Origin of the sequence: Pseudomonas sp. MWU12-2029 (assembly GCF_023242425.1) — a bacterium.
Classification (GTDB): Bacteria; Pseudomonadota; Gammaproteobacteria; order Pseudomonadales; family Pseudomonadaceae; genus Aquipseudomonas; species Aquipseudomonas kribbensis.
The window spans coordinates 694,192-718,939 of sequence record NZ_JALJDY010000001.1 but is presented as its reverse complement, the minus strand read 5'-3'; the positions used below and the strand labels follow the sequence as shown (position 1 = coordinate 718,939).

The 24,748-nt window shown below is 61.8% G+C and carries 18 protein-coding genes; 10 read left to right on the top strand and 8 right to left on the bottom strand.

All coding sequences use genetic code 11. The features are described 5' to 3' along the window. Positions 1-45: 45 nt before the first annotated feature. Complete coding sequence (locus M5B44_RS03465) at positions 46-1,536, bottom strand: leucyl aminopeptidase (RefSeq protein WP_114881502.1); 1,491 nt, start codon at positions 1,534-1,536, stop codon at positions 46-48. A 308-nt stretch (positions 1,537-1,844) separates the two neighbouring features. Here M5B44_RS03465 and lptF point away from each other — a divergent pair, with 308 nt between their 5' ends. The 8 genes from lptF (at position 1,845) to pdxJ (ending at position 10,269) form a co-directional block, all read left to right on the top strand. Next, entirely contained in the window at positions 1,845-2,966 is a 1,122-nt protein-coding gene (gene lptF, locus M5B44_RS03460) for an LPS export ABC transporter permease LptF (protein ID WP_085711668.1), read from the top strand. Beyond that, positions 2,959-4,020, top strand: a complete 1,062-nt coding sequence (lptG, locus tag M5B44_RS03455; protein WP_248738232.1) for an LPS export ABC transporter permease LptG — start codon at positions 2,959-2,961, stop codon at positions 4,018-4,020. The genes lptF and lptG overlap by 8 nt, the downstream gene beginning before the upstream one ends. Before the next feature lie 173 nt (positions 4,021-4,193). Continuing rightward, entirely contained in the window at positions 4,194-5,990 is a 1,797-nt protein-coding gene (gene lepA / locus M5B44_RS03450) for a translation elongation factor 4 (protein WP_085711666.1), read from the top strand. 9 nt (positions 5,991-5,999) lie between these two features. Beyond that, entirely contained in the window at positions 6,000-6,854 is an 855-nt protein-coding gene (gene lepB / locus M5B44_RS03445; protein ID WP_065261873.1) for a signal peptidase I, read from the top strand. Between the two features lie 182 nt (positions 6,855-7,036). Beyond that, positions 7,037-7,726, top strand: a complete 690-nt coding sequence (gene rnc / locus M5B44_RS03440) for a ribonuclease III (protein ID WP_169428982.1) — start codon at positions 7,037-7,039, stop codon at positions 7,724-7,726. Beyond that, positions 7,719-8,621 (top strand): GTPase Era, encoded by a 903-nt coding sequence (gene era, locus M5B44_RS03435; protein ID WP_011332590.1) that lies wholly within the window; start codon positions 7,719-7,721, stop codon positions 8,619-8,621. Before rnc ends, era begins: the two co-directional genes overlap by 8 nt. Before the next feature lie 168 nt (positions 8,622-8,789). Beyond that, the gene (recO, locus tag M5B44_RS03430; protein ID WP_248738231.1) at positions 8,790-9,479 is read left to right on the top strand and encodes a DNA repair protein RecO; all 690 of its coding nucleotides are present in this window, start codon (positions 8,790-8,792) and stop codon (positions 9,477-9,479) included. A gap of 46 nt (positions 9,480-9,525) precedes the next feature. Next, positions 9,526-10,269 carry a pyridoxine 5'-phosphate synthase gene (gene pdxJ / locus M5B44_RS03425; RefSeq protein WP_038357694.1) on the top strand — a complete coding sequence of 248 codons (744 nt, stop codon included), beginning with the start codon at positions 9,526-9,528 and terminating at the stop codon, positions 10,267-10,269. Between the two features lie 43 nt (positions 10,270-10,312). Here the strand turns inward: pdxJ and mltF are convergent, their stop codons facing one another. Beyond that, positions 10,313-11,773, bottom strand: a complete 1,461-nt coding sequence (gene mltF, locus M5B44_RS03420) for a membrane-bound lytic murein transglycosylase MltF (protein WP_085711664.1) — start codon at positions 11,771-11,773, stop codon at positions 10,313-10,315. A 285-nt stretch (positions 11,774-12,058) separates the two neighbouring features. Between mltF and purL the strand changes: the two genes are divergently transcribed. Both purL and M5B44_RS03410 read left to right on the top strand, forming a co-directional pair. Beyond that, complete coding sequence (gene purL, locus M5B44_RS03415) at positions 12,059-15,955, top strand: phosphoribosylformylglycinamidine synthase (protein WP_248738230.1); 3,897 nt, start codon at positions 12,059-12,061, stop codon at positions 15,953-15,955. Positions 15,956-15,960: 5 nt separating this feature from the next. Continuing rightward, positions 15,961-16,272, top strand: a complete 312-nt coding sequence (locus M5B44_RS03410; RefSeq protein ID WP_248738229.1) for a YqfO family protein — start codon at positions 15,961-15,963, stop codon at positions 16,270-16,272. A 403-nt stretch (positions 16,273-16,675) separates the two neighbouring features. Here M5B44_RS03410 and nagE read toward each other — a convergent pair whose 3' ends face one another. The 6 genes from nagE to M5B44_RS03380 all read right to left on the bottom strand — a co-directional run bounded on the left by nagE (position 16,676) and on the right by M5B44_RS03380 (position 24,680). Continuing rightward, the gene (gene nagE / locus M5B44_RS03405; protein ID WP_248738228.1) at positions 16,676-18,391 is read right to left on the bottom strand and encodes an N-acetylglucosamine-specific PTS transporter subunit IIBC; all 1,716 of its coding nucleotides are present in this window, start codon (positions 18,389-18,391) and stop codon (positions 16,676-16,678) included. Between the two features lie 23 nt (positions 18,392-18,414). Continuing rightward, on the bottom strand, positions 18,415-20,928 hold the full coding sequence (gene ptsP / locus M5B44_RS03400; RefSeq protein WP_248738227.1) for a phosphoenolpyruvate--protein phosphotransferase: 2,514 nt from the start codon (positions 20,926-20,928) through the stop codon (positions 18,415-18,417). 35 nt (positions 20,929-20,963) lie between these two features. Beyond that, a complete protein-coding gene (locus M5B44_RS03395) occupies positions 20,964-21,986 on the bottom strand; it encodes an SIS domain-containing protein (RefSeq protein WP_248738226.1) in 1,023 nt (340 codons plus the stop codon). Beyond that, a complete protein-coding gene (gene nagA, locus M5B44_RS03390) occupies positions 21,967-23,073 on the bottom strand; it encodes an N-acetylglucosamine-6-phosphate deacetylase (RefSeq protein WP_248738225.1) in 1,107 nt (368 codons plus the stop codon). The genes M5B44_RS03395 and nagA overlap by 20 nt, the downstream gene beginning before the upstream one ends. A 30-nt stretch (positions 23,074-23,103) precedes the next feature. Beyond that, complete coding sequence (locus M5B44_RS03385) at positions 23,104-23,835, bottom strand: GntR family transcriptional regulator (protein ID WP_007954613.1); 732 nt, start codon at positions 23,833-23,835, stop codon at positions 23,104-23,106. A 329-nt stretch (positions 23,836-24,164) separates the two neighbouring features. Beyond that, positions 24,165-24,680 carry a L,D-transpeptidase family protein gene (locus M5B44_RS03380; RefSeq protein WP_248738224.1) on the bottom strand — a complete coding sequence of 172 codons (516 nt, stop codon included), beginning with the start codon at positions 24,678-24,680 and terminating at the stop codon, positions 24,165-24,167. Positions 24,681-24,748: the final 68 nt, after the last annotated feature.

Here is a 24,748-nt window from a genome sequence, read left to right as displayed (position 1 = left end):
GAAAGCGACGCCCCTCGAAAGAGGCACCGCTCACAGTCATCGGTTTCAGGCCTTGGCGCGATCCAGCAGGTACTGGGTCAGCAGAGGAACCGGACGGCCGGTGGCGCCCTTGTCCTTGCCGCCGCTGGTCCACGCGGTGCCCGCGATGTCCAGGTGCGCCCAGTTCAGGTTCTTGGTGAAGCGCGACAGGAAGCATGCAGCAGTAATGGTGCCGGCCTTCGGCCCGCCAATGTTGGCGATGTCGGCGAACGGGCTGTCCAGTTGCTCTTGATACTCATCGAACAGCGGCAATTGCCAGGCGCGGTCGTCAGCGGCCTTGCCGGCGCTCAGCAATTGCTCGATCAGTTCGTCGTTGTTGCCCAGCAGGCCCGACGTGTGGGCGCCCAGGGCAACCACGCAGGCTCCGGTCAGGGTGGCGATGTCGATCACCGCTTGCGGTTTGAAGCGCTCGGAGTAGGTCAGGGCGTCGCACAGCACCAGACGGCCTTCGGCGTCGGTGTTGAGGATCTCCACAGTCTGGCCGCTCATGGTGGTCACGATGTCGCCCGGACGCGAAGCGGTGCCGCTCGGCATGTTCTCGGCGCAGGCCAGGATGCACACCAGGTTGATTGGCAGTTTCAGTTCCAGCACGGCACGCAGGGTGCCGAACACGCTGGCGGCGCCGCCCATGTCGTACTTCATCTCGTCCATGCCGGCGCCCGGTTTCAGGCTGATGCCACCGGTGTCGAAGGTGATGCCTTTACCGACCAGCGCGTACGGTTTCTCGGATTTCTTGCCGCCGTTGTATTGCATGACGATCAGGCGCGGCGGCTGGGCGCTGCCCTGGCCGACGGCGTAGAACGAACCCATGCCCAGCGACTTGATCTTCTTCTCGTCGAGCACTTCGACTTTCAGATCCTTGAACTCTTTGCCCAGGTCCTTGGCTTGTTCGCCGAGGAAGGTCGGGTGGCAGATGTTCGGCGGCAGGTTGCCCAGGTTGCGGGTGAATGCCATGCCGTTGGCGATCGCGGTGGCGTGGTTCACAGCGCGTTGCACTTCAGCCTGGGCGGCCTTGATGGTCAGCAGGGTGATTTTCTTAAGTGCGCGAGGTTCGGCTTTCTGGCTCTTGAACTGATCGAAGGTGTATTCGCCGTCGACCAGGGTCTCGGCCAGCAGGCGGGTCTTGCCATAGCTGTCGCGGCCCTTGACGATGATTTCATCCAGCGCCAGAACGGCATCGCTGCCGCCCAGGCCCTTGAGGGTGTTGAGGATACCGGCAACGATTTTGCGGAACGGGCGGTCGCCCAGTTCTTCATCCTTGCCCACGCCGACCAGCAGCACGCGTTCGGCTTTCAGGTTCGGCAGGCTGTGCAGCAACAGGCTCTGACCGACCTTGCCGGCCAGGTCGCCACGCTTGAGGACAGCGCTGATGGCGCCGCCGCTCAGTTCGTCGACCTGCTTGGCTGCGACGCCGAGTTTGCGGCCTTCGCCGACGGCAACCACCAGGGTGGCGGTTTTCAACGTTTCTGGGCTAACGCTTTTTACAACCAGTTCCATGTCCGGATCCCTGAATGAATGGTCAACATGCAGGCGTTCGACGGTGTCCGCCGTCGCCTGCTTATAGAGAGAAGAGGCGCAGGCCAGTGCCTGCGACAGAGGCGGCAGTTTGAACCTCGCTCACCGCGCCTGACAACCCTCGGTTGTACGATCTTCAACGGATTGCACGCTTGCGTGAGTGTGCGCAGTGACAGGCGCCCTCAATCACAGGATAATGCCGCATCTTTTTTCGACGGCTCTGCCTTGCGGGCCTGTCGATACGTTTGCTTGTTTGGCCGCCTTAGCCTGACAACCCTGGAGTGTCTGGTTTGATCGTCTTCCGTTATCTGTCCCGCGAAGTCCTGTTGACCCTGAGTGCGGTAAGCGCCGTGCTGCTGGTCATCATCATGAGCGGTCGCTTCATCAAATACCTTGCCCAGGCCGCTGCGGGCCAGCTCGATCCGGGATCGCTGTTCCTGATCATGGGCTACCGTCTGCCGGGTTTCATGCAGTTGATCCTGCCACTGGGCCTGTTCCTCGGGATCCTCCTGGCGTACGGCCGGTTGTATCTGGAAAGCGAAATGACCGTGCTGTCGGCCACTGGCATGAGCCAGCAGCGCCTGTTCCGCATGACCCTGTTCCCGGCCACCCTGGTGGCACTGGTGGTGGCGTGGCTCAGCCTGAGCCTGGCCCCGCAAGGCGCCAACCAGTTCCAACTGCTGCTGAACAAGCAGGACGCCCTGACCGAGTTCGATACCCTCGAGCCGGGCCGCTTCCAGGCGTTGCGCGACGGCACCCGGGTGACTTACACCGAAACCCTGAGCGACGACCGGGTCAATCTGGGCAGCGTGTTCATTTCGCAGAAAAACCTCGGCGCCAACCAGGCAGATCGCGGGATTTCCGTACTGGTGGCCGAAAAAGGCCGGCAGGAAGTCCGTCCTGACGGCAACCGTTACCTGATCCTGCACAACGGCTACCGCTACGACGGCAGCCCGGGACTGGCCAACTACCGTGCCATCCATTACGAAACCTATGGCGTGCTGCTGCCCAAGCCGGATGTCAGCGAGGAAGTCACCGATCGTGACGCGATGCCGACCTCGACCCTGATGGCCAGCGACGACATCCGTGCGAAAACCGAACTGCAATGGCGCCTGTCGCTGCCGCTGCTGGTATTTATCGTGACCCTGATGGCGGTGCCGCTGTCGCGGGTCAATCCGCGCCAGGGGCGCTTCCTCAAGTTGCTGCCGGCGATTCTTCTTTATATGGCTTACCTGACCATCCTGATTGCCGCCCGCGGCGCCCTCGAAAAAGGCAAGATCCCGGCGAGCCTGGGTCTGTGGTGGGTGCACGGGATCTTCCTGGCCATCGGTATCGGCCTGCTGTACTGGGAACCGCTGCGCCTGAAGCTGGCCAGCCGTCGCAGCGCTGCGCTGGAGGTGGCTCGTGGTTAAACTCGACCGCTACATCGGCAGCAGCGTGTTCATCGCGATCATCGCGGTGCTGGCGATCATTCTTGGCCTGGCCACCCTGTTTGCTTTCATCGACGAAATGGGCGACGTCAGCGAAACCTACACACTGGTCGATGTGCTGAGCTTTGTACTGCTGACCGCACCGCGCCGGCTCTACGACATGTTGCCGATGGCGGCGCTGATCGGCTGTCTGATCGGCCTCGGCAGTCTGGCAAGCAGCAGCGAACTGACCGTCATGCGTGCCGCCGGTGTGTCCATCGGGCGTATCGTCTGGGCGGTCATGAAGCCGATGCTGGTGCTGATGCTGGCCGGCGTGCTGATCGGGGAATACGTTGCCCCGGCGACCGAGAGCATGGCCCAGGCCAATCGCTCGCTGGCACAGGGCAGTGGCGACGCACAGAGCGCCAAGCACGGTATGTGGCACCGTCAGGGTGACGAGTTCATTCATATCAACGCCGTTCAGCCCGATGGCCTGTTGTATGGCGTGACCCGTTATCACTTCGACAAGGAGCGCCACCTGCTGAGTTCGAGCTTCGCCAAACGCGCCGAATTCGATGGCAAACACTGGCAGCTCACTGATATCACCACCACGCTGTTCCACGAGCGCAGCACCGAAGTCGTCAACAAACCGACAGAAGACTGGGATGTTTCCATCAGTCCGGAACTGTTGAATACCGTGGTCATGGCGCCGGAAGCGCTGTCGATCAGCGGCCTGTGGGGTTATATCCATTATTTGGCGGATCAGGGGCTGAGCAATGGCCGTTACTGGCTGGCGTTTTGGGTCAAGGTGTTGCAGCCGCTGGTGACCGCTGCGCTGGTGCTGATGGCGATCTCCTTCATTTTCGGTCCGTTGCGTTCGGTGACCCTGGGGCAGCGAGTGTTCACCGGTGTGCTGGTGGGGTTCACCTTCCGGATCGTCCAGGATCTGCTGGGTCCATCCAGCCTGGTGTTCGGCTTCTCGCCGCTGTTCGCGGTGCTGGTTCCGGCCGGCGTCTGTGCGCTGGCGGGTGTCTGGTTGCTGCGTCGAGCCGGTTGATGAACAAGGTTTCACCCTTGCTTCAACCTTGAAAAACGCCCCGGTCGCCAGACCGGGGCGTTTTTGCATGCAATCCGGGTGACAGGCGAACGTGACGCTTGCGCCGTGTATCAGGTACAATTCCCGGCTATTTTTCGGCGGGCCAAGCCTGCAGCCTTTTTGAGTGTTGATCCGTGAGTGATTTGAGTCATATCCGCAATTTCTCCATCATCGCCCACATTGACCATGGCAAGTCGACGCTGGCTGACCGATTCATCCAGATGTGCGGTGGCCTGGCCGAGCGTGAAATGGAAGCCCAGGTACTGGATTCCATGGAGCTGGAGCGCGAACGCGGGATCACCATCAAGGCCCACAGCGTTACCCTCTATTACAAGGCCAAAGACGGCGTTACCTATCAGCTGAACTTCATTGACACCCCGGGCCACGTCGACTTCACCTACGAAGTCAGCCGTTCCCTGGCCGCGTGTGAAGGTGCCTTGCTGGTGGTCGACGCGGGGCAGGGCGTAGAAGCCCAGTCCGTGGCCAACTGCTACACCGCCATCGAGCAGGGCCTCGAGGTCATGCCGGTACTGAACAAGATCGACCTGCCGCAGGCCGAGCCTGACCGCGTCAAGGACGAGATCGAGAAGATCATCGGCATCGACGCCACCGACGCCGTCACCTGCAGCGCCAAGACCGGCCTGGGTGTCGACGAAGTGCTCGAGCGTCTGGTCGCCACCATTCCTGCGCCGACAGGCAACATCGAAGATCCGCTGCAAGCGTTGATCATCGACTCCTGGTTCGACAACTACCTGGGCGTTGTTTCCCTGGTGCGCGTGCGTCACGGCCGCGTGAAGAAGGGCGACAAGATCCTGGTGAAATCCACCGGCAAGGTGCACCTGGTCGACAGCGTCGGCGTGTTCAACCCGAAACACACCGCTACCGCTGACCTGAAGGCCGGCGAAGTGGGCTTCATCATCGCCAGCATCAAGGACATTCACGGTGCGCCGGTCGGTGACACCCTGACCCTGAGCTCCACCCCGGACGTTGAAGTGCTGCCAGGCTTCAAGCGCATCCAGCCACAGGTTTACGCCGGTCTGTTCCCGGTCAGCTCCGACGACTTCGAGGACTTCCGCGAAGCGCTGCAGAAACTGACTCTGAACGACTCGTCGCTGCAGTACACCCCGGAAAGCTCCGACGCCCTGGGCTTCGGCTTCCGTTGCGGCTTCCTCGGCATGCTGCACATGGAAATCATCCAGGAGCGCCTGGAGCGCGAATACGACCTGGACCTGATCACCACTGCGCCGACGGTAATCTTCGAACTGGTGCTGAAAACCGGTGAAACGATTTACGTCGACAACCCGTCGAAGCTGCCGGACGTATCGTCCATCGAAGACATGCGCGAGCCGATCGTGCGGGCCAACATCCTGGTGCCGCAGGAGCACCTGGGCAACGTCATCACCCTGTGCATCGAAAAACGCGGTGTCCAGGTCGACATGCTGTTCCTCGGCAATCAGGTCCAGGTGACCTACGACCTGCCGATGAACGAAGTGGTCCTGGACTTCTTCGACCGTCTGAAATCCACCAGCCGCGGCTATGCTTCGCTGGACTACCATTTCGATCGTTACCAATCGGCTAATCTGGTGAAACTGGACGTGCTGATCAACGGCGACAAGGTCGATGCCCTGGCGTTGATCGTGCACCGTGACAATTCGCACTTCAAAGGTCGCCAGTTGACCGAGAAGATGAAAGAACTGATTCCTCGTCAGATGTTCGACGTGGCCATCCAGGCCGCCATTGGCGGTCAGATCGTCGCCCGGACAACCGTCAAGGCGCTCAGAAAGAACGTATTGGCCAAATGCTACGGCGGTGACGTCAGTCGTAAGAAGAAACTGCTCGAGAAGCAAAAGGCCGGTAAGAAACGCATGAAGCAGGTCGGCAACGTGGAAATTCCACAAGAAGCCTTCCTTGCTGTGCTCAGGTTGGAATAGTCAGGTCCTATGTCACTAAATTTCCCGCTGTTGCTGGTTATCGCCGTGTTCGTCTGCGGCCTGTTGGCGTTGCTCGATCTGTTGATCCTGGCACCGCGTCGGCGCGCCGCCATCGCTTCCTATCAGGGCAGCGTCAGCCAGCCTGATGTACTGGTGGTGGAGAAGCTGAACAAGGAACCGCTGCTGGTCGAATACGGCAAGTCGTTCTTCCCGGTGCTGTTCATCGTGCTGGTGCTGCGTTCGTTCCTGGTGGAACCGTTCCAGATTCCGTCCGGCTCGATGAAACCGACCCTGGACGTCGGCGACTTCATTCTGGTGAACAAGTTTTCTTACGGGATCCGCTTGCCGGTGATCGACAAGAAAGTCATCGAAGTCGGTGATCCGCAACGCGGCGATGTGATGGTGTTCCGCTACCCGAGCGACCCGAACGTCAACTACATCAAGCGTGTGGTTGGCCTGCCGGGCGACACGGTGCGTTACACCGCCGACAAGCGTCTGTTCGTCAATGGCGAGTCGATTGCCGAACAACTGGTCGGCTCCGAGCCGGGCACCCTCGGCAGTGCGGAGCTCTACAAGGAAAAACTCGGCGCCGCCGAACACCTGATCCGCAAGGAAATGAGCCGCTACCGTGCCACGCCGGACCATACCTGGACCGTGCCGGCCGGGCACTACTTCATGATGGGCGACAACCGCGACAACTCGAACGACAGTCGCTACTGGGATGACCCGAACATTCCCAAGGATCTGCTGGGCATGGTTCCCGACCAGAACATCGTCGGCAAGGCCTTCGCGGTCTGGATGAGCTGGCCGGAACCGAAACTCAGCCACCTGCCGAATTTCTCGCGGGTCGGCCTGATCAAGTAAACAATCACGGCGCTGTTGACCACAGCGCCGAATGCATTTCTGGCGTCGGCACAACCGGCTCCGGGGCATGAAGCCACGATATTCAGGACGTCATTTTTGAACACAGCGTTAATTGTCCCAGGCCTGCGCCGTATCCCGGCGATGGCGGTGGAATCCAGCCACGAACTCAGCGTGGTCAAACCGTGAGCGTTTCTCTCAGCCGTCTCGAGCGTCAGCTCGGTTACACCTTCAAGGACCAGGAGCTGATGGTCCTGGCTCTTACGCACCGCAGTTTTGCCGGACGCAACAACGAGCGTCTGGAATTTCTCGGCGATGCGATCCTCAACTTCGTCGCCGGTGAAGCCCTGTTTGACCGCTTCCCGCTGGCCCGCGAAGGCCAGTTGTCGCGTTTGCGTGCACGTCTGGTGAAAGGCGAGACCCTGGCGGTATTGGCCCGTGGTTTCGATCTGGGCGAATACCTGCGCCTGGGTTCCGGTGAGCTGAAAAGCGGCGGTTTCCGTCGCGAGTCGATTCTGGCCGATGCTCTGGAAGCGCTGATCGGCGCGATCTATCTCGACGCCGGCATGGAAGTCGCCCGCGAGCGCGTCCTGGCCTGGCTGGCCGGCGAGTTCGAAGGTCTGACGCTGGTCGATACCAACAAGGATCCGAAGACCCGCCTGCAGGAGTTCCTGCAATCGCGCGGTTGCGAGCTGCCACGCTACGAAGTCGTGGATATCCAGGGCGAACCGCACTGCCGTACCTTCTTCGTCGAGTGCGAAGTTGTCCTTTTGAATGAAAAAAGCCGGGGTCAGGGTGTGAGCCGTCGCATTGCCGAACAGGTAGCGGCTGCCGCAGCACTGATTGCCCTGGGTGTGGAGAATGGCAATGACTGATACAAACGCAACTCGCTGTGGCTACGTTGCCATCGTCGGCCGTCCGAACGTGGGCAAGTCCACGCTGCTGAACCACATCCTCGGCCAGAAGCTCGCGATCACCTCGCGCAAGCCGCAGACCACTCGCCACAACATGCTCGGGATCAAGACCGAAGGCGACGTGCAGGCGATCTACGTCGACACCCCAGGCATGCACAAGGGCGGCGAAAAGGCCCTGAACCGCTACATGAACAAGACCGCCTCGGCAGCGTTGAAAGACGTCGACGTGGTGATCTTCGTGGTCGACCGCACCAAGTGGACCGAAGAAGACCAGATGGTCCTGGAACGCGTGCAGTACGTGACCGGCCCGCTGATCGTCGCGCTGAACAAGACTGACCGTATCGAGGACAAGGCCGAGCTGATGCCGCACCTGTCCTGGTTGCAGGAACAGCTGCCGAACGCGCAGATCATCCCGATTTCGGCGCAGCAGGGGCACAACCTCGACGCGCTGGAAAAGGTCATCGCCGATCACCTGCCGGAGAACGATCACTTCTTCCCGGAAGACCAGATCACCGACCGCAGCAGCCGCTTCCTCGCAGCCGAACTGGTACGCGAAAAGATCATGCGCCAGCTCGGTGCCGAGCTGCCGTACCAGATCACCGTGGAAATCGAAGAGTTCAAGCAGCAGGGCGCGACCCTGCACATCCATGCGTTGATCCTCGTCGAGCGTGACGGCCAGAAGAAAATCATCATTGGCGACAAGGGCGAGCGCATCAAGCGCATCGGCACCGAGGCGCGCAAGGACATGGAGCTGCTGTTCGACTCCAAGATCATGCTCAACCTGTGGGTCAAGGTGAAAGGCGGCTGGTCCGACGACGAGCGTGCGCTGCGTTCGCTGGGTTACGGCGACCTGTAACACCGTTTTTTTGCTACATCAAAGAACCCACTGTGGGAGCGGGCTTGCCCGCGAATGCGCAGTATCAGTCGACATATACTTTGACTGATTCACCGCTTTCGCGAGCAAGCCCGCTCCCACAGTAGTTTTGGGTTGTGTGTAAAACTGCATTTCGTCATCGAGAACTCAATGTCGCAAAGCCCACCTCCCGCCCAACCCGCCTACGTCCTGCATTCGCGCGCCTACCGCGAAACCAGTGCATTGGTGGACTTCCTCACGCCGCAAGGCCGGCTGCGGGCGGTGTTGCGCAGCGCGCGGGGCAAGGCCGGGACGCTGGCGCGACCGTTCGTGCCGCTGGAAGTGGAGTTTCGTGGCAAGGGTGAGTTGAAGAACGTCGGGCGCATGGAGAGTGTTGGTAGCGCGACATGGATGGTTGGCGAAGCGCTGTTCAGCGGTCTCTATCTCAACGAGTTGCTGATCCGCCTGCTGCCGGCCGAAGATCCGCATCCCGCAGTATTCGATCACTACGCGGCGACCTTGTTGGCTTTGGCTGAGGGCCGGCCACTGGAACCTCTGCTGCGCTCCTTCGAATGGCGCCTGCTCGACGACCTCGGCTATGGCTTTTCCCTGAGCACCGACATCAATGACGAGCCTATCGCTGCGGACGGTCTCTATCGCTTGCAGGTGGACGCCGGACTCGAGCGGGTCTACCTGCTGCAACCCGGTCTGTTCAACGGCACCGAGCTGCTGGCCATGGCCGAAGCCGACTGGTCAGCCCCCGGCGCGTTGTCCGCCGCAAAACGCTTGATGCGTCAGGCATTGGCCGTGCATCTGGGCGGACGTCCTCTCGTAAGTCGCGAACTGTTTCGCAAACCGTAGCCCCGTGTATGCTGTGCGCCGAATCTTTCCCTTCAGGAGCGCATCCGTGACCACCAGCAATCGCATTCTTCTTGGCGTGAACATCGACCACGTCGCCACCCTGCGTCAGGCCCGTGGCACGCGCTACCCGGATCCGGTCAAGGCTGCGCTGGACGCGGAAGAGGCGGGTGCCGACGGCATCACCGTGCACCTGCGTGAGGACCGTCGCCACATTCAGGAGCGCGACGTGCTCTTGCTCAAGGATGTGCTGCAAACCCGCATGAACTTCGAAATGGGCGTCACCGAAGAAATGATGGCCTTCGCCGAGCGCATCCGTCCGGCGCACATCTGCCTGGTACCGGAAACCCGTCAGGAGCTGACCACCGAAGGCGGTCTGGACGTGGCGGGGCAGGAGGAGCGGATCAAGGCTGCGGTGGAGCGCCTGTCGAAGATCGGCAGCGAAGTGTCGCTGTTCATTGACGCTGACGAGCGGCAGATCGCTGCCTCGAAACGTGTCGGCGCTCCAGCTATCGAGCTGCACACCGGGCGTTACGCCGATGCCGAAACGCCGACCGAAGTGGCTGAAGAGCTCAAGCGTGTGGCGGATGGTGTGGCATTCGGTCTGGCCCAGGGCCTGATCGTCAATGCCGGTCACGGTCTGCACTATCACAACGTTGAAGCCGTGGCGGCGATCAAGGGCATCAACGAACTGAACATCGGTCACGCGCTGGTGGCGCATGCCTTGTTTGTCGGCTTCAAGTCGGCGGTTTCGGAGATGAAGGCGCTGATCCTGGCGGCCGCCAAACACTAAGCATCAACACAGACACTGTGGGAGCCGGCTCCCGCAGTGTTTATCAGAGCGGCGGGTTTTCCTGCGCCGGTTTGGACTTGTCGATTCCCGGCACATGCAGATTGCCTTCGGCGACCTGATCGCCTTCAAGCTGCGGTTGGGTCACCCAGGTCAGGATGTCGTAGTAGCGACGGATGTTCGCCACGAAATGCACCGGTTCGCCGCCACGGGCGTAGCCATAGCGGGTCTTGCTGTACCACTGCTTCTGCGACAGGCGGGGCAGCATCTTCTTCACATCCAGCCACTTGTCCGGATTCAGGCCTTCCCGGGACGCCAGTTTGCGTGCGTCATCCAGGTGACCGCTGCCGACGTTGTAGGCAGCCAGTGCAAACCACGTACGATCCGGCTCCTGGATCGAGTCATCCAGTTGATCCTTCATGTACGCCAGATACTTCGCGCCGCCCATGATGCTCTGCTTCGGATCGAGGCGGTTGGATACGCCCATGGCCTGTGCAGTGTTCTGGGTCAGCATCATCAGGCCGCGTACACCGGTCTTCGACGTGACGGCCGGTTGCCACAGCGATTCCTGATAACCGATGGCCGCCAGCAGGCGCCAGTCGACTTTCTCTTTCTTGGCGTAAGTCTTGAAGTGCTGTTCGTACTTGGGCAGGCGCTGCTGCAAATGCTGGGCGAAGGTGGTGGCGCCCATGTAGCCGAGGACATCGACGTGGCCGTAGTAGCGGTCCTTCAGACGTTGCAGGGTGCCGTTCTTCTGCACCTTGTCCAGATAACTGTTGATCTCGTTGAGCAGGCTGTTGTCTTCACCGGCGGCCACCGCCCAGCTCTGGCTGCGGGCATCGCCAAGGTCGAAGGCGACGCGGATGTTGGTGAAGTACACCTGGTTCATCGCCACTTCGTTGGAATCGACCAGGGTCAGGTCGATCTGGCCTTCATCGACCATGCGCAGCAGGTCGACCACCTCGACGGCGTCGGACTCTTCGTATTCGATCCCGGGATATTTCTGTTTCAGCTCGGCGAGCTGGTCGGCGTGGGTGCTGCCCTTGAGCACCATGATCTTCTTGCCGACCAGCTCACTGGCGTCGGTCGGCCGGGACTGGCCGTTGCGATAGATGATCTGCGGGGTGACTTCGAGGTAGGAATGGGAGAAGCGCACCTGCTTCTTGCGCTGTTCACTGCTGACCAGACCCGCGGCAGCCAGTACCGGGCCGTTGGGTTTGCCGATCTGGTCGAACAGGTCGTCGAGGTTGTCGGCGGTCTCGATCTTCAGTTCCACCCCCAAATCGTCGGCGAAGCGCTTCACCAGCTCGTATTCGAAGCCGGTCTCGCCGCTGCGATCCTGAAAGTAGGTGGCGGGGCTGTTACGGGTGATCACCCGCAGCACACCATCCTCCTTTACGCGCTCGAGTGTGTTGGGTTTATCAACACAGCCACTGAGCATCAGGAAGAGTCCGGTAGCGATCAGCCATTTGGCGTACCGCGGACGCAAAGCCGTTGGGGAAAACATGTGCGCAGTATACGCAAAGCGCAACGGGCGCCATATCTCGACAGTGGAGGGGTAGTCTGCTAGCGATTGAAAAAGCGCCCGCAACCCCGCAGGAATGGGGCCGGACAGCATTTTGTGACAGAAAAAATAAGCTGTTGTCCCGCAGGCTCTAAATCTGACTTCAGAGGCAGAAACACAGATTGTGGTCCGAGTGCAACCGTGCGTAGCGTTTCGGGTGATGTTGAAGGCGGTTTAGGCTAGAATGCACGGCCTCAAAGCACACCCCTTCCCGAGGCTGTCCCGAAGATGTTGATCCTGCGCGGCGCTCCTGCCCTTTCTGCCTTTCGCCACAGCAAACTCCTTGAGCAACTGAGCCAGAAGGTTCCAGCTGTCAGTGGCCTGTATGCTGAATTCGCTCACTTCGCCGAAGTCACCGGCGTCCTGACCGGCGACGAACAGCAGGTGCTTGCGCGCCTTCTGAAGTACGGTCCAAGCGTTCCGGTTCAAGAGCCGACCGGTCGTCTGTTCCTGGTGTTGCCGCGTTTCGGCACCATCTCGCCATGGTCGAGCAAGGCCAGCGACATCGCCCGCAACTGCGGCCTGAGCAAGATCCAGCGTCTGGAGCGCGGTATCGCGTTCTATGTGGCCGGTCAGTTCAGCGACGCTCAGGCGCAGCAGATCGCCGACGTACTGCATGACCGCATGACCCAGATCGTTCTGGGCAACCTCGAACAGGCTGCCGGTCTGTTCAGCCACGCCGAGCCGAAGCCGCTGACCGCCATCGATATCCTCGGCGGTGGCCGCGCCGCGCTGGAGAAGGCCAACGTCGAGCTGGGCCTGGCCCTGGCCGAAGACGAGATCGACTATCTGGTCAACGCCTTCAACGGTCTCAAGCGCAACCCGCACGACATCGAACTGATGATGTTCGCCCAGGCCAACTCCGAGCACTGCCGCCACAAGATCTTCAACGCCAGTTGGGATATTGACGGCGAGAGCCAGGAAAAAAGCCTGTTCGGCATGATCAAGAACACCTATCAGATGCACAGCGAAGGCGTGCTGTCCGCTTATAAGGACAACGCTTCGGTGATCGTCGGCAACGTCGCCGGCCGCTTCTTCCCGGATCCGGAAACCCGCCAGTACGGCGCGGTGCAGGAGCCGGTGCACATCCTGATGAAGGTCGAAACCCACAACCACCCGACCGCGATCGCTCCGTTCCCGGGCGCGTCCACCGGTTCCGGTGGCGAGATCCGCGACGAAGGTGCAACCGGTCGTGGCGCCAAGCCAAAGGCCGGCCTGACCGGTTTCACCGTGTCGAACCTGCTGATCCCTGGCTTCGAACAGCCGTGGGAAGTGCCGTACGGCAAGCCTGAGCGCATCGTCAACGCGCTGGACATCATGATCGAAGGCCCGCTGGGCGGCGCTGCGTTCAACAACGAATTCGGTCGTCCGGCCCTGACCGGCTACTTCCGTACCTTCGAACAGTCGATCACCACTCCGCACGGTGACGAAGTTCGCGGTTACCACAAGCCGATCATGCTGGCTGGCGGCATGGGCAACATCCGCGAAGAGCACGTCAAGAAAGGCGAGATCGTCGTCGGCTCGAAGCTGATCGTTCTCGGCGGCCCGGCAATGCTGATCGGTCTGGGCGGCGGCGCTGCCTCCTCCATGGCCACCGGCACCAGCTCGGCGGATCTGGACTTCGCTTCGGTTCAGCGTGAAAACCCTGAAATGGAACGTCGCTGCCAGGAAGTCATCGACCGTTGCTGGCAGCTCGGCGACAAGAACCCGATCAGCTTCATCCACGACGTGGGTGCGGGCGGTCTGTCCAACGCCTTCCCGGAACTGGTCAACGACGGCGACCGCGGTGGCCGTTTCGAACTGCGCAACATTCCAAACGACGAGCCGGGCATGGCCCCGCACGAAATCTGGTCCAACGAATCCCAGGAACGTTACGTTCTGGCGGTCGGTCCGGCCGACTTCGAGCGCTTCAAGGCGATCTGCGAACGCGAGCGTTGCCCGTTTGCCGTCGTCGGTGAAGCCACCGCCGAGCCGCAACTGACCGTGACCGACAGCCACTTCGGCAACAACCCGGTGGACATGCCACTGGAAGTGTTGCTGGGCAAGGCGCCGCGCATGCACCGTTCGGTGGTTCGCGAAGCCGAGCTGGGCGATGACTTCGATCCGTCGAACCTCGACATCGCCGATTCCATCGAGCGTGTCCTGCATCACCCGGCCGTGGCGAGCAAAAGCTTCCTGATCACCATCGGCGACCGCACCATCACCGGCCTCGTGGCCCGTGACCAGATGGTCGGCCCATGGCAGGTTCCGGTGGCCGACGTGGCCGTCACCGCCACCAGTTTCGACGTCTACACCGGTGAAGCGATGGCGATGGGCGAGCGTACTCCGCTGGCGCTGCTGGACGCTCCGGCGTCGGGCCGCATGGCCATCGGCGAAACCCTGACCAACATTGCCGCTTCGCGCATCAACAAGCTCTCCGACATCAAACTGTCGGCGAACTGGATGTCCGCTGCCGGCCACCCGGGTGAAGACGCGCGTCTGTACGACACCGTGAAAGCGGTCGGCATGGAACTGTGCCCCGAGCTGGGCCTGACCATTCCGGTGGGCAAGGACTCCATGTCCATGGCCACTCGCTGGAACGACAACGGTGAAGACAAGACTGTCACCTCGCCGATGTCCCTGATCGTGACCGGTTTCGCGCCAGTGGCTGACATCCGTCAGACCCTGACTCCGGAACTGCGCATGGACAAGGGCACCACCGACCTGATCCTGATCGACCTCGGTCGCGGCCAGAACCGCATGGGCGCCTCGATCCTCGCTCAGGTTCACGGCAAGCTCGGCAAGCAGGCTCCGGACGTCGATGACGCCGAAGACCTGAAAGCGTTCTTCGCCGTGATCCAGGGCCTCAACGCCGACGGTCACCTGCTGGCTTATCACGACCGTTCCGACGGTGGTCTGCTGACCTCCGTGGTGGAAATGGCCTTCGCCGGCCACTGCGGCCTGAGCCTGAACCTCGACAGCGTTGCGGAAAACGCCGCTGAAATCGCCGCCATCCTGTTCAACGAAGAACTGGGTGCGGTGATCCAGGTTCGCCAGGACGCCACCCCGGACATCCTCGCGCAATTCAGTGCGGCCGGTCTGGGCGACTGCGTTTCCGTGATCGGTCAGCCGATCAACAACGGCCAGATCAACATCACCTTCAACGGTGACACCGTGTTCGAAGGCCAGCGTCGTCTGCTGCAACGTCAGTGGGCCGAGACCAGCTACCAGATCCAGCGTCTGCGCGACAACGCCGACTGCGCCCAGCAGGAATTCGACGTCCTGCTGGAAGAAGACAATCCGGGCCTGAGCGTCAAGCTGAGCTACGACGTCAACCAGGACATCGCCGCGCCTTACATCAAGAAAGGCATTCGCCCACAGGTTGCCGTGCTGCGTGAGCAGGGCGTCAACGGTCAGGTGGAAATGGCAGCCGCGTTCGACCGCGCCGGTTTCAACGCGATCGACGTGCACATGAGCGACATTCTGGCCGGCCGTGTCGACCTGAACGAGTTCAAAGGTCTGGTGGCCTGCGGTGGTTTCTCCTACGGCGACGTTCTCGGCGCCGGTGAAGGCTGGGCCAAGTCCGCACTGTTCAACAGCCGTGCCCGCGATGCGTTCCAGGGCTTCTTCGAACGTAATGACAGCTTCACCCTCGGCGTGTGCAACGGTTGCCAGATGATGTCCAACCTGCACGAGCTGATCCCGGGTAGCGAGTTCTGGCCGCACTTCGTGCGCAACCGCTCCGAGCAGTTCGAAGCGCGCGTGGCGATGGTGCAGATCCAGGAATCGAACTCGATCTTCCTGCAGGGCATGGCCGGTTCGCGCATGCCGATCGCCATCGCTCACGGTGAAGGCCATGCCGAATTCGAAAGCGAAGAGGCACTGCTCGAAGCCGATCTGTCCGGTTGCGTGGCGATGCGTTTCGTCGACAACCACGGCAAGGTCACCGAAGCCTACCCGGCCAACCCGAACGGCTCGCCGCGCGGGATCACCGGTCTCACCAGCCGTGATGGCCGTGTGACGATCATGATGCCGCACCCGGAGCGTGTGTTCCGCGCCGTGCAGAACTCGTGGCGTTCGGAAGACTGGAACGAAGACGCTCCTTGGATGCGCATGTTCCGTAACGCTCGTGTGTGGGTGAACTAAGCGCTGTGTACAAGCTCGCGTTTTTTGTTCCCGACAGCCATGTCGAGGTGGTCAAGGACGCTGTATTCGCTGCCGGTGGCGGGCGGATCGGTGACTATGACCACTGTGCGTGGCAGGTGCTTGGATCTGGTCAGTTTCGGCCTTTGGACGGGAGTCAGCCGTTCATTGGTGAGGCGGGGCGGGTTGAGCGGGTCGAGGAGTGGAAGGTTGAGCTTGTCGTTGGTGATGAGTTGATTCGCGCGGTAGTGGCGGCTCTTAAGTTGAGCCATCCCTACGAGACGCCGGCTTATGAGGTTTGGCGGTTGGAGGATTTTTGATCTTCCTTGGCTGCTGAAATGGGAAACCCGCTGAGAGTGATTTCAGCGGGTTTTTTGGTTTTTGGTTTTTGGGGTTGGGATTGAGTGAATATCCGTTGCTGCGGTAACGGCTTCTTATGGTTTCGCCCTTACGGCGAGTCCCTTTGGCAAACGCCCCAAAGGAACCAAAGGTCTGGGCCCCGGCGTTCGGCACCTCGCTTTGGCTCGGTGTTCCTTCGTTCCGGGATTCATCCGGGGGCATCGCCTCCGGTTTGCTTCGCTGCACCTCCTCTCGATGCATGCGGCTGCGCCGCACGGTCGCTGCGCTCCCACCCCCGGATAAATCCCTCCACTCAGCCTGCCGATGGGGCCGGCACGTCAAGAGCGGTACTCGAGCTAACGCTCATCGTGTTGAGTGGTGGACCTAAACCTTCGCACTCACCTCACTACGATTAACCAACCCCTCCAACGCCGCACTCAAGCTCTGCGCCCGCTCGCCCACCAGCAAGTGCCAAACGCCGTCCTCCAGCGCGCTCACACCCAGACATCCAAGCTCTTTCAATCGGCTTTCCGACAGCGCCTTGCCATCGGCCAGTTGCAGGCGAATCCGGCTCATGGCGATGCAGTCGAGTTGCAGCACGTTGTCGCTGCCACCCAGAGCGCTCAGCCATTGCTGTGCCAGCGGTGTGGCGACTGCAATCGGTTCGCTGGTTTCGATGACCGCAACAGGTGTAGCCACTACGGCACGGCCCAATGCCGGCATCGCCAGTCGAATCTCATCGGCAATGCTGTCGGCCATTGGTCCGACAACCACCTGCAAACTGCCGCCTTTGCCCGGGCGTACCACGGCCATTGCGCCCAATGCTTTCAAGTCCGCATCGGAGGCTTTGTTGCGATCGACCATTTCCAGTCGCAGACGCGTGGTGCATGCGCCAACAGTCACCAGATTCTCTGCGCCACCGAGTGCCTTGATGTATGCGCCGGCGCGTTCGTTTTCGGTCAGTACCGCTTTGTCGGCGGTGGCAACGTCTTCACGCCCCGGCGTCTTCAGGTTGAAGCGACGGATACAGAAATCGAACACCGCGTAATAGATGAGCGCATAGGCCAGGCCCACCGGGATCACCAGCCAGCCATTGGTGGACTTGCCCCAGCCGAGCACCATGTCGATGAAGCCGCCGGAGAAGGTGAAGCCCAGATGAATGTTCAGCGCGTTGGTGATTGCCATCGACAGGCCGGTCAGCAGCGCATGCACCAGATACAGCAGCGGTGCGAGGAACATGAAGGCGAATTCGATCGGTTCGGTGACGCCGGTCAGGAACGAGGTCAGGGCCATCGACAGGAAGATCCCGCCCATCACCTTGCGCCGCTCCGGCAGGGCGTTGCGGTACATCGCCAGGCAGGCGGCGGGCAGGCCGAAGATCATCATCGGGAACATGCCGGTCATGAACTGGCCGCCCTTCGGATCACCGGCGAAGTAACGCGACAGGTCGCCTGTCACCAGCGCACCGGTGGTCGGGTCGGTGAAGTTGCCGAACACGAACCACGCCATGTTGTTGAGGATGTGGTGCAGGCCGGTGACGATCAGCAGGCGGTTGAACACGCCGAAGACGAAGGCGCCGAAGCTGCCGCTTTCCATCATCAGGCTGCCGAAGCTGTTGATGCCGTGCTGGATCGGCGGCCAGATGTAGCCGAACACCACGCCCAGGCCCACTGCGGCAAAACCGGTGACGATCGGCACGAAGCGCCGACCACCGAAGAACGCCAGGTACTCCGGCAGCTTGATGTCCTTGAAGCGGTTGTACAGCGCGCCGGCCATCAGGCCGCTGACGATCCCGGCGAGCATGCCCATGTTGATGCTGGCGTCGAGCACCTTCAGCGTGGAGATCATCACCAGGTAACCGATCACCCCGGCCAGACCGGCGGTGCCGTTGTTGTCCTTGGCGAACCCGACGGCGATGCCGATGGCGAAGATCATCGCCAGGTTGGCGAAGATCACCTGCCCGGCGTCGTGGATGATCGCGATGTTCAAGAGGTCGGTGTCGCCCAGGCGCAGCAACAGGCCGGCGATCGGCAGGATCGCGATCGGCAGCATCAGCGCCCGGCCGAGGCGTTGCAGGCCTTCGATAAAGAGTTGGTACATGGCGTTTGTCCTTGTTGTTTTTGTTAGCGCAGAGGCCAGTGTTGATGACAGGCGTGACGCACTGCGGCGGCGCTGCTCAGCTTGAGCAAATCCCGGGCGAGGCGTTGGCATTCGGCTTCGTGCAGCTGGCGCACGCGATCCTTGATTTCACCAATTTGTACCGGGCTCACCGACAGCTCGGTCACGCCCAGGCCGATCAACACCGGCGTCGCCAGCGGATCGGAAGCCAGTGCGCCGCACACGCCGACCCAGCGTTTATGCACCGCCGCGCCTTCGCAGGTCATGGCGATCAGGCGCAGCAGCGCCGGGTGCAGGGCATCGACCCGTGCGGCGAGGCCGGCGTGGTCGCGGTCCATGGCCAGGGTGTATTGCGACAGGTCGTTGGTGCCGATGGACAGGAAGTCGGCGTGTTCGGCCAGTTGCTCGGCCTGCAATGCAGCGGCCGGGACTTCGATCATCACGCCGATTTCAGGACGTTGATTGATGCCGAGTTCCAGACACAGCGCATCGACCCGCTGGCGAATGTGCAGCAGTTCGTCGACTTCGGTGACCATCGGCAACAGGATCCGGCAGCGCTGCAACGGGCTGACTTGCAGCAGGGCGCGCAGTTGCTGATCGAGGATTTCCGGGCGGGCCTGAGCCAGACGAATACCGCGTAGACCCAGCACCGGGTTGGCCTCCACCGGCAGCGGCAGGTAGTCGAGTTGCTTGTCGCCACCGACGTCGATAGTGCGGATGATCACCGACTTGTCGCCCATGGCATCGATCACGGCTTGATAGGCGGTGCGTTGCTCTTCGACGTCTGGCGCAGTGTGGCGGTCGACGAACAGGAACTCGGTGCGCAGCAGGCCGACGCCATCGGCGCCATTGGCAAACGCGTCCGCTGCTTCATGGCTGGAGGCGACGTTGGCGACCACTTCGATGGCCACGCCGTTGCGGGTTTCCGCCGGTAGATGGGCTTTGGCTTGCTGGGCATCGCGACGTTGCTGACGGTCGATTTGCGCTTGTTGGACTTCGGCCAGGCGCTCGGCGTTCGGCGTCAGTTCGAGGCGTCCGCCGTCGGCGTCGAGGACCACCGATTGGCCTTGCGTTTGATCAAGCAGCGCCGAGCCCAGTGCGACCATGCACGGCAGGCCTTTGCCCCGGGCCAGAATCGCCACATGGGAAGTCGCGCCACCTTCGGCCATGCACAACCCGGCGACGCCTTGCGCGCTCAGTTGCAGCAGATCCGACGGCGTCAGTTCGTGAGCGGCGACGATGGCGCCGGCCGGCACTTCGTAATGCCAGGCTTCGCCGAGCAGCGCGCGCAGCACCCGTTGTTTCAAATCGCGCAGATCGTTGGCGCGCTCGGCCAGGAGCGGGCTGCCGGTGTTTTGCAGCACTTCGCATTGCGTATCGATGGATTGGCTCCAGGCGTGGGTCGCCGCAGTACCGGTTTCAATCGATTGCTGCGCGGCGTCGAGCAGGGCCGGGTCTTCCAGCAGCGCCAGGTGCGCGGCGAAGATCGCTTCTTCGTCGGCATTGCGCTGTTTTTTCGCCTGGGCGAGTGTGCCGTCGATTTCGCTGCGAACCTGATTCAGCGCCGTATCGAGGATCTGCAATTGTTGCTCGGGCTGATGATTGCCGGCGTCCGCCGGCAGGCTGATCGCATTCAGGCGAAACAACGGCCCGCCGACCAGACCCGGTGCTGCGCACACGCCGTGCAACACGCCGGACTCGGCCGGGCGATTGCGTGGGGCGGCAGCAACCGGTGCAGCGGCGTGATGATCCTCCGGCAGGGCGGTAGCCAGTGCAGCGAGTAACGCTTGCAACGCCGCTTGCGCGTCGGAACCCTGGCAACTGACCTGCACTTCGTCCTGTTCGCCAATCGCCAGGCCCATCAAGCCGATGAGGCTGTTGCACGGTGCCGATTTGCCGGCGAAATGCAGCTGCGATTGGCTCTTGAAACCTTGCGCCGTCTGGCGGATCAACGCCGCCGGACGCGCATGCAGACCGCCACGGTGGGCGACCCGCACATGACCGTGAACTTCCGGGCCGCCGGGTTCTTCCGCATTCGCCGCCGTGCCGTGACGGGCGACGATGTGCAGCAGCGGTTCGCCGACTTTCACCGTTTTCAGAGTGATGGGACGCGCCTGGAAATCCTGGCTGTTGGTCAGGATCAACAGGCTGACCAGGCTTTTGCACTGACGGCCGACCTTGTCCAGGTCATAGCGCAGCAGCGGCTGGCCACTGCTGACCCGGGTGCCTTCTTTGACCAGCATCGAAAAACCTTCGCCCTGCAACTCGACGGTATCGAGCCCCAAGTGCAGGAGGATTTCCGCGCCGTTGTCGGCTCGCACGGTCACTGCATGGCCGGTGCGGGCGACGTGGATCACCACCCCGGCGCAAGGCGAATAAAGGGTGTCGTTCAGCGGATCGATGGCAATGCCGTCACCCATTGCGCCGCTGGCGAACACCGCGTCCGGAACTTTGGCGAGCGTGAGCACCGGGCCGCTGAGCGGGGCGCTTAAAGTCAGCTCTTTATTGTTGTTGTGCATGGCTCGGTCTCATCAGGAAAACGTTCGGTTCGGACTCAGTGCGTACGGGTGACTTTGCTCAGGTGGCGCGGCTGATCCGGGTCCATGCCACGGGCCACGGCCAGGTTGGCGGCCATCACGTAGAAACTCTGGATCGCCAGGATCGGATCGAGCGCCGGGTGTTCGGCACGGCTCAGGGTCAGGTCGCGTTCGAGCACATCATCCGGCGCCGCCAGCAGTACACGGGCACCACGCTGACGCATTTCCGCCGCCAGGCTCAGCAGGCCGGCCTGCTCGGCGCCGCGCGGGGCAAACACCAGCAAAGGGTAGTTGGCGTCGATCAGAGCCATCGGGCCGTGACGCACTTCGGCGCTGCTGAAGGCTTCGGCCTGGATCGCCGAGGTTTCCTTGAATTTCAGCGCGGCTTCCTGGGCGATGGCGAAACCGGCGCCACGGCCGATCACCATCAGGCGTTCGCAATCGCGCAGGGCATCGATGGCCGGGCTCCAGTCCTGTTGCGCGGCGTCGCGCAAGCCTTCGGGCAGGGCGTTGTGTGCCTCCAGCAATTCACTGTCTTCTTTCCAGTGGGCGATCAGGCGGGCGCTGGCGCTGAGGGTGGCGATGAAACTCTTGGTCGCGGCGACGCTGCTTTCGGTGCCGGCCAGCAGCGGCAGGCTGAACTCGCATGCGGCTTCCAGCGGCGAGTCGGCGGCGTTGACCATCGACACGCTCAGGGCGCCACGCTTGCGCAGCAGACGCAGGCTGTTGACCAGATCCGGGCTCTGCCCCGACTGGGAAAACGCGAACGCGACCTGACCGCTGACCTTCAACGGCGCCTGCTGCATGGTGACCACCGACATCGGCAGCGACGCCACCGGAATCCCCAGTTGCTGCATGGTCAGGTAGGCAAAATAGCTGGCCGCATGGTCGGAACTGCCACGGGCGACGGTCATCGCCACTTGCGGCGGCTGACGGCGCAGGCGCCCGGCGATCTCGATCATCGAAGCATCGAGCTGTTGCAGTTGGGCTTGCACGGCCTCGAACGAGGACAGCGCCTCCTCAAGCATTTTTGAAGTCAATGTCTTCTCCTTCGACCATGACGGCGGTCAGTGTGAGTGAGCGATCCAGCCGCACGCAGTCGGCCCAGGCGCCAGGTGCAAGGCGCCCGCGTTCGGTGATGCCGAGGTAGTCGGCGGGGAATTGCGAAAGACGTTGCGAGGCCTCGGCTATCGGTAGACCGATCTTCACCAGATTGCGCAAAGCCTGATCCATGGTCAGGGTGCTGCCGGCCAGCGTGCCGTCTGGCAGGCGCACCCCGCCCAGGCATTTGGTGACGGTGTGGCTGCCGAGCTTGTACTCGCCGTCGGGCATGCCGGCGGCGGCGGTCGAATCGGTGACGCAGTACAGGCACGGGATCGAGCGCAGGGCCACGCGGATCGCACCGGGGTGCACGTGCAGCAGATCCGGGATCAGTTCGGCGAACTTGGCGTGGGCCAGTGCCGCGCCGACGATCCCCGGTTCGCGGTGATGCAGTGGGCTCATGGCGTTGTACAAATGCGTGAAACTGGTGGCGCCGGCCTCGAGAGCGGCGACGCCTTCCTCGTAACTGCCGAGTGTGTGGCCGATCTGCATGCGAATGCCGCGTGCGCTGAGGGCGCGGATCAAACCGTCGTGACCGGCGATTTCCGGGGCGATGGTGATCACCCGGATCGGCGCCAGCGCCAGATACTCTTCGACCTCGGCCATCAACGCGGTGTGGGCGAAGTTCGGCTGCGCGCCGAGTTTGCCGGGATTGATGTACGGGCCTTCGAGGTGAACGCCGAGGACCCGGGCGGCGCCTTTCGGACGCTGCTCACAGAATTCCCCGACATCCTTGAGCACGCTGGCAATCTCCGCACTCGGCGCGGTCATCGTGGTAGCCAGCAGCGAGGTTGTGCCGAAACGCACGTGGGTTCGGGTGATGGTTTCGAAGGCGCTGGTGCCTTCCATGATGTCCTTGCCGCCGCCGCCGTGAACGTGCAGGTCGATGAAACCCGGCAGCAGGTAAGGCAGGTCGTTGTCCGCCGGATCGCAGGGCACGCCTTCGATGGACACGACTCTGCCGTGTTCGTGGATCAGCCGGCCGCGAATCCAGCCGTCAGCGGTGAGGATGTTGTCTTCGGACATTTCGCTTCTCTCGTTTGGCCTGGCTGCTGATCAGCGGCGAAGCTCTGCAACAAAGTCGTAGTAGTCGTTGCGGCAATAGGTGTCGGTGACTTCGATCGGCGTGTTGTCTTCCAGGTAGCCGACCCGGGTCATCAGCAGCATCGCAGTGCCGGGTGCGATGCCGACCAGCGCGGCGAACTCGTCCGAGGCGTTGATCGCCTGGATGTGCTGCAAGGCGCGCACGATCGGCTTGCCGATGCTGTCGAGGTGTTCGTAGAGGGAATCGCCCACCACTTGCGGCTTGGGCATGATCGAGGCGGGCAGGGTGCTCATCTCGATAGCCATCACCGTGTCGTCGGCCTTGCGCAGGCGTTTCATGCGCGCGACCTTGTCGTTCGGCGACAGGCCGAGGCGGATCAATTCTTCGTGGGTGGGCAGGGTGATTTCCCGCTCGAGCCATTGCGAGCTGGGCACGAAACCCTTGAGACGGAGCATTTCGCTGAAGCCCGACAGGCGCGACAGCGGTTGTTCAAGGCGCGGAGTGATGAAGGTGCCGGAGCCTTGCAGGCGGCGGATCAAACCTTGGTCGAGCAGGACTTCCAGCGCTTTGCGCGCGGTGACTCGGGAAATCCCCAGCATTTCGCTGAGGTTGCGTTCGGATGGCATCGCCTGTTCCGCTTTCCACTGGCCCGCGTGGATCGCCGCCTCCAGGTTGCGCGCCAATTGCAGGTACAGCGGCGTCGGCTGGGAGTCGTCAGGGCGCAGGGCGTGGAGATCGTTCATGCAGGCACTTCCGGAGCTGGTATTGGATTGTTGTCGCTCGCTGTTTCGGCGAAAACTAATACCACTTGAATACCATGTCAACGCAGCGGAAGGGCCTGTAGTCCTTTTGGATCGGGTGTTTGAGGGCGGGTGGTTTCAAGTGGTATTAGAGGTGGGTGCGAGAACGCAAAAGATCGCAGTCTGCGGCAGTTCCGGCGGGTGAAAGTGGTATCACCGTTCAGGCGTTGCCGCAGGCTGCGATCTTTTGTATTTATTTTTTGCGGGCGACCAATGGTCAGGGGAAAGGGCCGCTTCGCGGCCCGGGGAGAGCAGGTGCCCTGGTGACAGAATCAGGGGCGGATTTCGATCATCGTGCCGTCCGGCACCAGGTTCCAGACTTCGCGCATGTCGACGTTGCGCATGGCGATGCAGCCGTCGGTCCAGTCCAGGGTATGGAACAGGTTTTCCGGGTTCTCTGCGGAATCCGGCGTGCCATGGATCATGATCATGCCGCCGGGCTCGACGCCTTCGCGGCGGGCGCGGGCGGAGTCGCTGATGTTCGGGTAGGAGATGTGCATCGACAGGTTGAATTTGTCGCTGGTCTTGCGCCAGTCGATCCAATAGAAACCTTCAGGTGTGCGTTTATCGCCTTCAATCAGTTTCGGACCTTTCTTCGCGCCCTTGCCCAGGGAAATGCGATAGCTCTTGAGCGGTTTGCCGTCGGCGATCAACTGCAGTTGATGAGCCGATTTGAGCACCAGTATTTTTTCGATGAGCGGGGTGTTCGAAGGCGTCACGGTGGTCACGAACGACGCTTGGGAGACGGTGGCGAACGACAGGCAAAACAGGGCAAGCAACCAGCGCATTGAAACGATTCCCCAGAAGGTGATGCAGATAATTTATTTATAGATCTTATGCAGGCGCTGTCGCGGGC